Origin of the sequence: Nitrosospira sp. Nsp1 (assembly GCF_900100985.1) — a bacterium.
Classification (GTDB): Bacteria; Pseudomonadota; Gammaproteobacteria; order Burkholderiales; family Nitrosomonadaceae; genus Nitrosospira.
The window spans coordinates 126,009-138,703 of sequence record NZ_FMUF01000007.1 but is presented as its reverse complement, the minus strand read 5'-3'; the positions used below and the strand labels follow the sequence as shown (position 1 = coordinate 138,703).

9 protein-coding genes and 1 tRNA gene are annotated in these 12,695 nt (G+C 52.4%); 6 read left to right on the top strand and 4 right to left on the bottom strand.

Annotated elements, in window-relative coordinates; translation table 11 throughout:
- Positions 1-264: 264 nt before the first annotated feature.
- The 3 genes from BLP78_RS15535 to BLP78_RS06565 all read right to left on the bottom strand — a co-directional run bounded on the left by BLP78_RS15535 (position 265) and on the right by BLP78_RS06565 (position 1,744).
- A complete protein-coding gene (locus tag BLP78_RS15535) occupies positions 265-558 on the bottom strand; it encodes a hypothetical protein (RefSeq protein WP_090457749.1) in 294 nt (97 codons plus the stop codon).
- The gene (locus BLP78_RS16230; RefSeq protein WP_143002902.1) at positions 446-847 is read right to left on the bottom strand and encodes an NAD(P)/FAD-dependent oxidoreductase; all 402 of its coding nucleotides are present in this window, start codon (positions 845-847) and stop codon (positions 446-448) included. Before BLP78_RS16230 ends, BLP78_RS15535 begins: the two co-directional genes overlap by 113 nt.
- 123 nt (positions 848-970) lie before the next feature.
- Positions 971-1,744, bottom strand: coding sequence for a Kazal-type serine protease inhibitor domain protein (locus tag BLP78_RS06565; RefSeq protein ID WP_090457745.1), 774 nt, complete (start codon positions 1,742-1,744; stop codon positions 971-973).
- A 783-nt stretch (positions 1,745-2,527) separates the two neighbouring features.
- Between BLP78_RS06565 and BLP78_RS06560 the strand changes: the two genes are divergently transcribed.
- Positions 2,528-5,092: a TonB-dependent receptor gene (locus tag BLP78_RS06560; RefSeq protein ID WP_090457743.1), complete on the top strand. Its 2,565-nt coding sequence runs from the start codon at positions 2,528-2,530 to the stop codon at positions 5,090-5,092.
- Positions 5,093-6,678: 1,586 nt separating this feature from the next.
- Here BLP78_RS06560 and BLP78_RS06550 read toward each other — a convergent pair.
- Positions 6,679-6,765 (bottom strand) — tRNA-Leu (locus tag BLP78_RS06550).
- An 85-nt stretch (positions 6,766-6,850) separates the two neighbouring features.
- Here BLP78_RS06550 and queA point away from each other — a divergent pair.
- The 5 genes from queA to secF all read left to right on the top strand — a co-directional run bounded on the left by queA (position 6,851) and on the right by secF (position 12,640).
- A complete protein-coding gene (gene queA, locus BLP78_RS06545) occupies positions 6,851-7,906 on the top strand; it encodes a tRNA preQ1(34) S-adenosylmethionine ribosyltransferase-isomerase QueA (protein WP_090457741.1) in 1,056 nt (351 codons plus the stop codon).
- 155 nt (positions 7,907-8,061) lie between these two features.
- On the top strand, positions 8,062-9,168 hold the full coding sequence (gene tgt, locus BLP78_RS06540; protein WP_090457739.1) for a tRNA guanosine(34) transglycosylase Tgt: 1,107 nt from the start codon (positions 8,062-8,064) through the stop codon (positions 9,166-9,168).
- A 36-nt stretch (positions 9,169-9,204) separates the two neighbouring features.
- Positions 9,205-9,543 (top strand): preprotein translocase subunit YajC, encoded by a 339-nt coding sequence (yajC, locus tag BLP78_RS06535; protein WP_090457737.1) that lies wholly within the window; start codon positions 9,205-9,207, stop codon positions 9,541-9,543.
- 100 nt (positions 9,544-9,643) lie between these two features.
- The gene (gene secD / locus BLP78_RS06530) at positions 9,644-11,488 is read left to right on the top strand and encodes a protein translocase subunit SecD (RefSeq protein WP_090457735.1); all 1,845 of its coding nucleotides are present in this window, start codon (positions 9,644-9,646) and stop codon (positions 11,486-11,488) included.
- 219 nt (positions 11,489-11,707) lie between these two features.
- Positions 11,708-12,640 carry a protein translocase subunit SecF gene (secF, locus tag BLP78_RS06525; RefSeq protein WP_090457733.1) on the top strand — a complete coding sequence of 311 codons (933 nt, stop codon included), beginning with the start codon at positions 11,708-11,710 and terminating at the stop codon, positions 12,638-12,640.
- The last annotated feature ends 55 nt before the right edge of the window (positions 12,641-12,695 follow it).

Here is a 12,695-nt window from a genome sequence, read left to right as displayed (position 1 = left end):
CTTGCCCCAAGGGTTGCCCTGCTACTGTTTGTCAACATGATCCAGTTAAACAGTTACGGGCGGTTTGGCTCTAGCAGCCTGTCGGACTTGAAGAATCGCAGTGAAGGACTGGGTGAGGGCAGATTTTGTGGATTTTGAAGGCCAATAGTTATTTCTATTGGTTTAAAAAGCGGTGAAATATGAACCGCCCAGATGCTTTTGCAGCCGATTTCCTTTAAGTCCGACAGGCTGCCAGTAATAGAGTGGTATTTGAGGCATGGCTCATCAACGATTAGCAAATAAGATCCTCATCCATTCCGAAAGCGTTAACAAAAATCCGGGATCATCTGTTTCATTAAACATCCATTCCACTTTACGGCGTGTATATTCGCTTCTGGCGGCATGCCTCACTAGCTTGTTGGTCAGGTACGGCCAGTTAAATAAAAATTCTGCTTTATGGTAGATTTCAAACTTTGGCTGTAGGGCTTTTATACTTCGGGTATAGGTTTGGGCTACAGCGGTGCGACCTGGATGGTATTGGCCCATGATAGCCTCTGCCGCAAGAATGCCTGTTTCCATGGCGCCGCCCACAAGCGCTATCCGCTCGGATCAAAACGTTGCTGCCATCGAAACCAATCAGACGCATCCCTTTGGCAGGGCAGGAGATATTGGTAACGCGCTCCATCAGGTCGAGTTTTTTCAGCACGTGATGCGCATCAGGAATCAAGGCATCTCCACACGTTTTGTCACGCAGAAAGACCGCCTTGTCAAACAGGCCAACGGAAAAGTCAGCGTTGGCTAAAGTGCGGGCGGCCGCACAACCTGCGGGGCCCGCACCAGTGATAATGACGTCATGGACGTGTCGCACTGGATCGCCTCAGGTGTCGGAACGTTGTTTCCACATGCACCCATGGACACCACCCTCCATCAACCAAACCCAGTTCGAGCATCGCGCCTGCTTTAAAACAAATTCTTTCAAAACCGAGCGCGGTTATTTCACGCAAATACCGCTGCAGTCGGCACCGCCACGCGCGGGATCGCAATTGTCGGAAGGGTCATCCACGCACTTCTTGCCGTCAGGGCATGGAAATCCGGCAATTCCTCCACACATTTGTTTCGGTTCCTTCTCGCCGTAGGTGGAGCTCCCCTTGGGCGGATAATCGACGCGTTTCCCGCCGCCCGGCTTGGTTGGTTCCGTCGCACCAATCTTGACCGTTTCACGAATCTGCCGAGGTTCCACCGCTTCTACATCAATGGATTCCACTTCTCCATCGGTATGCCGGGCGGTATAAACGCCAACCACGTCCAGGGGCACTGGACTTTTTATCACCAGGAATCCTTCCAGGAATGCAAAATCCACGCAAACACCATCAATGGGGCAAAAGTAACCCGCGATATCAAAGCAGTTCACGCCGACTGCGCCGTCTGGCTGGAGAACGGCTTCCTTGAACGGTGTTACGCCGAATGGTCCTGGCTCGGAGCCGAACTGTGTCGCAAGCGCCACCTTGGCGGCGACGGTAACTTCTTTATTGGTGGGATTGTGTATGTTGACCGCCGTTCGATAGGTGCCGCGCGCCAATGAGCCGTCCTGGTGCGGTAGCAGCAGCGAACAAGCGACTTTTGCGGCATATTGATATTCCGTCTTGATTATCTTCGAAGGTTTCATCGGTTCTGCCTGGGATACGGTAATAGCCTCAATAGGGCCAAACGCAGCCAATATTCCCATCAATGCGGAAAAGATACCCATCACGCGCAGTTGTTTCATGATAGTGACTCCTGTTGTTTTAGGTTTGGATATAAGTTGGTCCGAACGATTAATCGATTAATTTCAAAATCGACGCTCAGCCGGTTGTCGCGACATCATTAATAAGCCTCTGTAAGCATCTTCATCTGAAAATGAAAAACGAATAACACTGCAAACCTTCAATATATTCATAGCAGTGTTTGTTTTACAGTCAAGTCTATTTGCAGATTCCCTGATTTCAGCCTGACCGGCTTTCGCTGGGGCGTCGACGCCCAAGTATGGCGAATAGTATGAATAGATACCCAGGCCTATGGATTGTGGATCTGTAAATATCCACACTATCCCTGGATCTCATATCTCCCCGGCGCCCCGAACGGGAGCCGCAGATCCAACGGAATGGGGGAAAGATAATTCTCTCGATCGCAATCATCGGCAAATCGTAACCGCTCATTCGGCGGCAGCCATGAAAGAACTATGCAGCTGTAACTTCCTGATCAATAAAACACTGTTTTATATGGTGCGACAATTTGCCGCATTCCTGCGCTGACTGAAATAGATTATTCTCGCGTTCCGATTGCTGAGGTGGGGACTCTGGGTTCTTGATCAGTCAGCGTATTTATTTTGCTATTCCTCGACCTGCGTTACTGATCACAATCCGGCTGCAAAAAACCGGAGTGGAAAATCCCGGTTTTTTGAACTACATCAAGCCGAATCAATGCACCGGCGGAAATCTTTTAAAAACACTTTTGGCGCAGCATCGATAAACAGCTGTTTTTCAATAATAAGAAAAGCAGGTGAGGAAATATGAAACCGAATATAAAGCTGAAATCGATGCCGTTTGCCTTGGCAAGTTTGCTCTGCGTATCTTCTGTCTGGGCAACCAATGAGCGTGGGTCGCAGGCAAAAGATGAGGTCGAGGCTGAATTGGCGCCAATTAAAAACCCCCTCCCTACCACCCCTGTGCCAGTACGTTCCACTGGTACGAAGATAGCGCAAACTCCTGCCGGGGCTACTGAAAAACAGGTGCCAACTGACGAGCCCGCGGTTAAGTTGCCGGAAATGACGATCGGAGGAAAAGTGAAGCCAATCTCCAGGCAAACCGAAAAGGAAAGGTACAGGCTACCCCAGACCACAGAGAGCATGACCAGGGAAAAACTGGACAGTACGGTCAATCTCATGGCTACAGAGGATGCCATTAAATACATGCCATCCATTCAAGTACGCAGTCGCTATATCGGTGACACCAACGCACCCGTGGGGATGCGCACCTCGGGCACATCCGCCAGCGCGCGCAACCTGATTTATGCGGATGGTATCTTGCTGTCTTCCTTGCTCGGCAATAACAACTCAAACACGGGTTCGCCTCGCTGGAATACCGTATCGCCCGCTGAAATCGAACGCATCGATATCATGTACGGCCCGTTTTCGGCAGCCTATGCCGGTAATTCAATAGGTGGGGTGATTAACATCACCACGCGAATGCCGGATAAATTTGAAGTGGGCGCCGATGCGCAATCTTCCTGGCAGACTTTCAATCTCTATGGCACAAAAGAAACCTACGACACCCAGCGGTACTCCGGAAATATCGGCCATCGGTATAACGACTTGTCATTCCGGTTCGATTACAGCCATCTTGATGCCCATAGCCAGCCGATAACGTTTGCGACAGCGCTTAACTCTGCCACTGCGGCCAACAGTGGGGATACGGTGGTGACAGGGGCATTCGCGGGTGCAAACGCTACAAATGCCCCCAACCAGACGCTGGGTGCGGGAAACATCAACCACACCGTACAGGATAACTTCAAATGGAAATGGGCCTACGATATTACCCCGACCATAAAGATCGCTTATACCTTGGGCATGTGGCAGAACAACGCCAGTTCGAGCACGCAAAGCTACCTGAGGGATGCAGCGGGGAATTTGGTGCAAAGCGGCTTCGTCAATATTGGCGGCAGGCGATACAATTTATCCACTCCGAATAGTCCCACCTTTGCGGCCAATCAGACCGATCAGACAACCTGGTCGCATGGCATGAATCTCCGGTCCAATACCGGTGGAAAATTTGATTGGGAGTTGGTGGGTAGCGTGATTGATTTAGGCAAGGATACCGTTCGCGCACCAACGGTCGACCCCACTCTTGCGTTTGCCGGCAATGCGCCCGGTAGAATCACCAGTTTGACCGGCTCTGGTTGGCATACCGCCGACGCGAAGGGCATCTGGCGGCCGGGCGTCGATCTGCTGGGTTACCATGAGATCAGCTTTGGCTTTCACCATGACCTGTATACGCTCAAGAATCCAGTGTTCAATACCAGCAACTGGCAAAGCGGCGGCGCTCAAGGTATCGTCACAAACTCGACCGGAAAGACGCAGACCGAAGGTTACTGGATACAGGACGCATGGGATTTTCATGAGGACTGGAACTTTACAGTCGGCGGCCGTCTTGAATCATGGCACGCTTACGATGGAGTCAACACTACCACCGTAAATGGTTCGCTCCAGACGATCAATCAGGCTAACAAAAGTGCCGTCAATTTTTCGCCCAAGGGCAAGTTGACCTGGAGCCCCATGGATCGCGTGAAGATCGGTGCGGCCATCGGTCAGGCTTACCGTTATGCAACCGCCTCTGAGCTATTTCAAACCACGACGGTGGGGACTGGCGCAACGGCAATATCAGTCAATGGAAACCCCAATCTCAGGTCTGAAGATGCCCTTGCTTCCGAGCTTTCCGTGGAATATTTTCCGGACAAGGGTAGATTGCGCCTCAGCTTGTTCCAGGAGCGTATAAAAAACGCCATTTTTTCCCAGACGGGACTGATAACGAACCCGGCCACCGGCGTCACTTCTCAAGCAACTTTTATTTCTAATGTGGGCGAAATCGATACTTATGGCATCGAGGTTTCGGGGGAGAAAGCGGATGCGGGTATAAAGGGTCTGGATATTCTGGGGAATTTCACCTGGGTGGATTCCCGAATAAATAGTAACCACGATGCAGATGCGGCAGCCGCGGCATTAGGGCCAACAGCAGCCAACCCCAATGCCGCGATTCCCTCAACCGGCAAACGCCAACCGAGACTTCCCACATGGCGGGCCAACGCAATAGTCACCTATCGCGCAAACGAGAAACTGACGGCTTCGGTGAGTGTTCGTTACAGCAGCGGCCAGTTTGGCCAGCTGAACAACAGCGATACGAATGGTTTCGCCTATACAGGGATAACGAGCTATGTTGTCGCCGACTTAATTGCGAAGTACAAAATCACCAAGCAATTGACCGCTATTGGCGGCATCAATAACGTCAACAACGACAAGTACTGGATCTTTCACCCGTTTCCTCAACGGACGTTCTTTGCCCAACTAAAGTTTAATTATTAGAACCGGCAATATTTGAAAGTTGTCGGGTTTGTAGCTCAGGCGCAATTGAGTGTCGAGCCCCGTTTTGCCAGAACCAGCCTCGGCTTACCTTGCAATTTGCATAGACGGTATTGTTGACCACTGCCAATACCCACTGTTGAGTCTATCACCTGTTGGCGTTCAACAATTCTCTACCGCCTGCGACGTGCACAATTATCGGTAGGTCGGGCTCCGCCCGACATCATTCTACGATCGTCGGGCGGAGCCCGACCTACAACTGACGGGGAGATCAGGCAAGTGAACGATAGCACTGCACATCAAGCAGGTATGGCAAAAACAACTTTCAGCGGCGGAATAGGCGAACGCTCGCCCGTACTGAACATTTATACCTACGGCAAGCGCTTTCGGTTGGGCTCTCTCATTATTCTCTTGAGCAAAGCATCACAGGATTTCTGCACCGATTCAAGCGCGATATGCAGTTCCAGAAGGTTCACCCCGACGTAATTGTCGCAATGAGGGCAGGCAAGTTTTGGTTCGTACTTCAGCCGTGAAATTGTCTCCTCATACTTAATCGAACAGTGAGGACATTTGATTGTGATTGTCTCCGAATCCAGATTGAGCAGCATAGACATCCCCCTCGTAATGGCATGGCTATCAAATCTTATCATGGTTGAGGAGATTTTCAGAATAGGTGAGGTGAGTTTTACTTTGAAAAAATATTTATGTTATTGATACCTTGGGTTATTTGATTGTGAAAGCTCAATCTTAAAGGTCGAGAGGTTGCCCGACATATCATGATCAAAAGTATTTTAGCGGTAGGTCTAGGTTAGCGCAGCAGGTGTCGTTCTTGAACGCCACGGCGGCTAGGCGGAGCTAAGTGATCCTTGGTAGCCGTAAGTAAGATGAGTGAGGAGGTTGGAGCATCCAAGAATGAAAATGTGCGCTCATCTCTAGGTAGGGTCAATCGAATTAAGGATATAAACCTGTTAAATATGAGATTAATTATCAGATATTGATGGATATACCGTCATAAGTACCGTCAATTGTTAGCTGCCACCCGCCTGGAAGGCGAGGGAAGAACCGCTATCGATTCTGGACATCGATCAAGGCGGTCAAAATAGATTAAGGAAAAATACCCCAACGAATGCGGAGGGCGCGAAGAAGCCCGGTGGGGGATCACCGGGCTTAAGACATCTATCGAGGGGTAATAAATGCCAGTCGGCTTCTACAGAATAGGGATAGCCGCCTGGATAAATAATCTCACAATGAGATTGCATTTTTGTGACAATTAAAAACCCACCGCATATTTGCCATTCAGCGACATCGAGATTAAATCTCTTCATTCCGCATGGCGCAACTCGCCGGGGTGTAAGAGCACGAGCGGGGCAAGCTGTAACGTGCATGGGGAATGGGTTAAGGAGCCGCTATAGCCACTGATCGCCCATAGCAGGGTTGCTGTCTGCTTCGGTTCAGTAACGCTGGGATGGTACTTCGCTTGCACAGTGCTACGGCTTCAAAACCGTTCGCTACTGCTTGGTGTTTGGTTTGCTTCTGGATAGCCTTTACCAGGCAAGGGTCGGTGTTTGATACTCACTGAAACTCCGTTTTGGTGCCGGGAGGGGGAATCGAACCCCCATGACCTCGCGGTCGCGGGATTTTGAGTCCCGTGCGTCTACCAATTCCGCCATCCCGGCACAGCCTGCCGGGGCATTATTACTGAAAATCGAAATCGCGGCAACTCGCATAAGCGATGCCGGGCGTATCGGTATAATACGCGCGATGAAAATTCAGGATTTCGATTTCAATCTGCCTCCCGAGCTCATTGCGCAGTTCCCGGTTGAGCAGCGCGCCAGTAGTCGCATGCTGCATCTGAAAGGTTCTGGTGGTGCCCTGGGTGATGCAATGTTTGCCGATTTACCCCGCCTTGTGCGCCCTGGCGACGTCATGGTGTTTAATGACACTCGCGTGATCAAGGCGCGTCTGCATGGCGTGAGGGACACGGGTGGCAGGGTGGAGGTGATGGTGGAACGGGTGCTGGATGCCCATTGCGTGTTGGCGATCATGCGCGCGAGTCATATGCCGAAACCGGGCTCGAAGCTTTTCCTCGCCGGTGCAATCGACGTGACGGTGCTGGCCCGCGAGCGCGATTTTTATACGTTGCGTTTCGATCACGCAAACACGGTCACCGATCTGTTGGAGCGTTACGGTAACCTGCCGCTGCCGCCTTATATTTCACGTCTGCCGGGAAAAATGGACGAGGCGCGCTACCAGACCATTTATGCGAAGCAGGCAGGCGCTGTCGCGGCACCGACCGCAGGCCTGCACTTTGATGAAAACATGCTGGCTGCGTTACGAGAAATGGGCGTGCTGATTGCTTATGTGACGCTGCATGTGGGGTCGGGTACGTTCCAGCCGGTCCGGGTGGACAATATTGCCGATCACAAAATGCATCGAGAAATTTTTCATGTGCCGCCGGAAACGATTGACATAATCCGGCGCGCAAAATCCGGAGGGGGCAGGGTGCTCGCAGTCGGCACGACATCGCTGCGCGCTTTGGAAGGGGCGGCAGCACAGACGGCAGGGGCGGAGGCGGTGGAAAGGATGGATGAATTGAAATCAGGTCATGGCGAGACCGATATCTTTATCACGCCAGGGTATCGTTTTCGTGTGGTAGAACGCCTGCTAACCAATTTTCATTTGCCTCGCTCAACCTTGCTGATGTTGGTGTCCGCATTTGGCGGAACGGAGAACATTCGTCGTGCTTACCAGCATGCTGTAAATGAGCGGTATCGGTTTTTCAGTTATGGCGATGCCATGCTGATCGAGAGCCAATGATAAACGCCGATCCCTGTTTAGCCTGCTAATTGACCGCTGATTGGCTGCTTGCCCTATAATTTGTAACGTAGTTCCAAAAGCCTCGTACCTGCGCGTCCTGAATACATCATCTCTATAGACACTTTGAGCCTATTCCCCATCCAGCAACCGGTAGCATGAAATTTCAACTGCATCGTACCGACGGCCGCGCCCGCCGGGGGACGTTATCGCTGGCCCATGGCACGGTCGAGACACCCGCTTTCATGCCGGTAGGCACTTACGGCGCGGTAAAAACGATGTCGCCCGCGGATTTACGGGATATTGATGCCCATATCGTGCTGGGCAACACGTTCCACTTATGGCTGCGCCCCGGCCTCGATGTGATCGGCGCGCATGGGGGGTTGCACCATTTCATGGGCTGGGATGGACCGATATTGACGGACTCGGGCGGTTTTCAGGTGTTCAGCCTGGGCGCGCTGAGAAAGATTACCGAAGAGGGCGTCAAGTTCAGGTCGCCGGTAAATGGCGACGTGTGTTTTCTCACGCCGGAGGAATCGATGCGTATTCAACGCATACTCAATTCCGACATCGTGATGATATTCGACGAATGCACGCCTTACCCGGCGGATGAGCGAGCGGCGCGTGTATCCATGGAATTGAGCGTGCGCTGGGCGGAACGGTCGAGGCGCGGGCATGATGATGTACGGAATCCCAACGCATTGTTTGGCATTGTCCAGGGCGGAATGCATGAGAATCTGCGTGATGATTCGTTATCCAGGCTGGTGGATATCGGCTTCGACGGTTATGCGGTCGGCGGACTGTCGGTAGGCGAGCCCAAGGACGACATGCAGCGCATCCTCAAGCACATCACGCCGAAGTTGCCCGACGAGAAGCCGCGTTATCTCATGGGTGTAGGCACCCCGGCGGATATTGTCAACGCCGTGTCCCAGGGCATAGACATGTTTGACTGCGTGCTTCCGACACGTAATGCCCGGAATGGGTGGCTGTTCACGCGCAACGGGGTGGTCAAGCTGCGCAACAGCCGGTACCGCCTGGATACGGCGCCGCCGGATGAACAATGCAACTGCTATACCTGCCGGAATTTCACCCTTGCTTATCTGCATCACTTGCAGCGGACTGGTGAAATTCTGGGCGCACGGCTCAACACGCTGCACAACCTGTATTATTACCAGCAATTGATGAGCGAAATTCGCGCCGCTATCGAAGCCGGGCAGTTCCAGGAATACGCGCAAGGATTTCAAGCCCACGTCGCATCGTGCTAAAATCGCATCCTTTTTTATCCCATTATCGGAGAAGCCATGTTGATTAGTGAAGCCTATGCCCAGGCCGCTGCGCCTGCGCAAGCAGCGGGAGTGGATTTTATGAGCCTGCTGCCGCTGATCGGTATATTCGTTGTCTTTTACCTTCTGCTGATTCGTCCTCAGGCGAAGCGTGCCAAAGAACAGAAATTGATGATAGAGGCGCTGCAGAAAGGTGATGAGCTGGCAACTGCATCCGGTGTATTGGGACGTGTGGTCAAGGTTGTCGGAAATTACGTCATACTACAAATTGCCGAAAATGTGCAGGTCACCATACAAAAAACAGCGATTCAGACCCTGCTGCCCAAGGGAACCTTGAATAGTATCGAGAAAGAATAGTCCATCCTTGTAAAGGCCCAGGCGCGAAGGCTGTGGCATAGGTTTCCAGTACCCATTCTTAGTTTCCTTATTTCCTGTTTCACGCCTTTCACTCAAAAAAATGAACCGCTACCCTTCCTGGAAATACCTGATTATCGCGGTCTCGATACTGCTTGGGCTGGTCTACACCCTGCCGAATTTTTACGGCGAATCGCCAGCGGTACAAATTTCACCGCTACGCACCGCGCCCAAGGCGGATACCGTGCTACTGCAACGGATTGAAGATGCCCTGAAGAAAGCGAACCTTCCCGTGGATGGAATGTTTCTTGAATCCGGCGGTGTCAAAGTGCGATTTGCCGATACCGACACGCAGATCAAGGCCAGGGATACGCTCCAGTCTTTACTGGGTAACGGTTACATGGTGGCGCTGAATCTGCTCTCCAATTCCCCGCAATGGTTGAACAGCATCGGCGCACTGCCGATGTATCTTGGGCTTGATTTGCGCGGCGGCGTCCATTTCCTGCTGCAGGTGGATATGAGAGGTGCACTTTCCAAGGCGCTTGACCGCTATAGCGCGGACATACGCGGCAGCCTGCGGGAGAAAAAAATTTCCTATGCCGGGCTTGACAAGCAGGGTTCTCAAATCACTGTCAAGTTCCGTAACACCGAATCGCGTACTCAGGGAAAAGCGGAAATCAACAAAACCTACGCAGATCTGGATTTGCGCGAGGAGAATGTGGGCGCCGAGTTTTATTTGATAGCCAATATCAAGCAAGAAGCGCAGGTGCGTATCCAGAGTTCCGCTGTACAGCAAAACATTACGACCTTGCGCAACCGCGTCAACGAGCTTGGGGTGGCCGAACCCATCATTCAGCAAGCCGGTGTAGACCGCGTGGTTGTGCAACTGCCGGGCGTGCAGGATACCGCCAAAGCCAAGGATATTCTGGGACGCACCGCCACACTGGAGGTCCGCATGGTGGATGAGGGCCGCGACCTGGAGGCAGCGTTGCGCGGGCAGGTTCCCTTCGGTTCCGAACTTTACAATGAGCGCGGCGGCGGGCCGGTGCTGGTGAAAAAGCAGGTGGTGCTGACGGGTGATCGCATCACTGACGCCCAACCCGGCTTCGACAGCAACAGTCAACCCGCCGTGCACATCGATCTCGACAGCAATGGGGCGCGTATATTCAAACAATTAACCCACGATAATGTCGGCAAGCGCATGGCCATTTTACTGATCGAGAAGAATCAGGCTGAAGTCATTACCGCACCCGTGATACGCGAAGAAATCGGTGGTGGACGAGTGCAGATCAGCGGGCGCATGACCACCGAAGAGGCCAGGGATGTGGCGTTGTTGCTGCGTGCCGGTGCCTTGGCTGCACCGATGGATATCATCGAGGAACGAACGGTAGGCCCAAGCCTTGGCGCTGACAATATTTCGCGTGGGTTTAATTCAACCTTATACGGCTTTCTCGGGATTGCCGTCTTCATGACGGTTTATTATCTTGTGTTCGGTTTTATTTCGGTGACGGCGCTGGGCGTAAACCTGCTTCTGCTGGTAGGCCTCCTTTCGATCCTGCAAGCAACGCTGACGCTGCCGGGCATGGCGGCAATCGCGCTCACCCTTGGCATGGCAATCGATGCGAACGTGCTGATCAATGAACGTGTCCGCGACGAGCTGCGGGAGGGTTTGTCACCGCAAGCGGCAATCAATGCGGGATACGAGCGGGCGTTCGGCACTATTCTCGATTCCAATATTACGACCTTGATCGCGGGGATCGCGCTGTTCGCATTTGGCTCGGGCCCTGTCAAGGGCTTTGCCGTGGTGCTGTGTCTAGGCATCGCCACTTCAATGTTCAGCGCGGTGATGGTGTCGCGCGGGATAGTCAATCTGGTATATGGCAGTCGCCGCAAGCTGGAGCGGGTCTCTATCGGACAGATCTGGAAGCCGGCTACCGATAAGCGTTGACCCGGATGTTTCATAAATTGACGCGTGCCCTTGCTGGTCTTTTGTTTCGTATGAAAATTTCGTTCAGTCGGGCGTATGAATAACTACGCCACTCTTTCACAAAATCTCCCTACAAAACAAAATCCTGTGCAATCATCACGCGAATTTATGAAACATCCGGGTTAATACACATATGAGCAGAGCAGGAACATACATTCCTTCGGGGAGATAAGGGTCAGCATGGAATTTTTCAGAATCAAGCGCGACATTCCCTTCATGAGCTGGGGGAAATATACCACCACCATTTCGTTGCTCACTTTTGTCCTGGCGGTATTTTTTCTCGTCACCAAGGGGCTGAATCTGGGCGTGGATTTTACCGGCGGCACCGTGATGGAGGTGGCCTATTCCCATCCCGCGGAAACCACCAGGATACGGGATACACTGGTTAAAATGGGGATGCCCGACGCCAGCGTGCAGAACTTTGGCACATCGCGGGATGTATTGATACGCCTGCCGGCCAAGCCGGAGATGTCCAGTGCCAGGCTGTCCGAAACGGTGATAGCGGGGTTGCGCCAGGATGATGAAGCAGCGGAGTTGCGGCGTGTAGAGTTTGTGGGCCCGCAAGTGGGTAAGGAACTGGTGGAAAACGGTGCGCTGGCGTTGTTACTGGTTTCGCTCGGCATCGTCGCTTATCTGGCGGTGCGCTTTGAATGGAAGTTCGGGGTTGCCGGTATCATTGCGAACCTGCACGACGTGGTGATCATTCTCGGATTTTTCGCATTCTTCCAATGGGAATTCTCACTCACCGTATTGGCTGCGATCCTGGCCATTCTTGGCTATTCAGTCAACGAATCGGTGGTGATATTCGACCGCATACGGGAAAACTTCCGTAAAATGCGCAAGGCTACGGTGAACACAGTCATCGACAACGCGATCACACGCACGATGTCGCGCACCATTATCACGCATGGCAGTACCCAGATGGTCGTGATCTCAATGTTCCTGTTTGGCGGCGAACCACTGCATAATTTCGCACTGGCGCTTACCATCGGCATTCTGTTCGGCATTTATTCCTCGGTATTGGTGGCAAGCCCTATCCTCATGTTGCTGGGAGTGTCGCGCAAGGATATTGTGAGACCTGAAAAGAAGGAAGAGGTACAGGCGCTACCTTAATTTCATTCGCAAGTTAAACCAGCCTCATCCTATTGTCCGCCGCTGGCTTCATTCC

What these genes read in the sequence shown, in the direction of transcription:
- queA (WP_090457741.1), top strand. Translation starts at nt 6,851, where the DNA reads ATGAAAATTCAGGATTTCGATTTCAATCTGCCTCCCGAGCTCATTGCG.
- BLP78_RS15535 (WP_090457749.1), bottom strand. Translation starts at nt 558, where the DNA reads ATGGAAACAGGCATTCTTGCGGCAGAGGCTATCATGGGCCAATACCAT.
- BLP78_RS06560 (WP_090457743.1), top strand. Translation starts at nt 2,528, where the DNA reads ATGAAACCGAATATAAAGCTGAAATCGATGCCGTTTGCCTTGGCAAGT.
- secD (WP_090457735.1), top strand. Translation starts at nt 9,644, where the DNA reads ATGAACCGCTACCCTTCCTGGAAATACCTGATTATCGCGGTCTCGATA.
- yajC (WP_090457737.1), top strand. Translation starts at nt 9,205, where the DNA reads ATGTTGATTAGTGAAGCCTATGCCCAGGCCGCTGCGCCTGCGCAAGCA.
- secF (WP_090457733.1), top strand. Translation starts at nt 11,708, where the DNA reads ATGGAATTTTTCAGAATCAAGCGCGACATTCCCTTCATGAGCTGGGGG.
- tgt (WP_090457739.1), top strand. Translation starts at nt 8,062, where the DNA reads ATGAAATTTCAACTGCATCGTACCGACGGCCGCGCCCGCCGGGGGACG.
- BLP78_RS06565 (WP_090457745.1), bottom strand. Translation starts at nt 1,744, where the DNA reads ATGAAACAACTGCGCGTGATGGGTATCTTTTCCGCATTGATGGGAATA.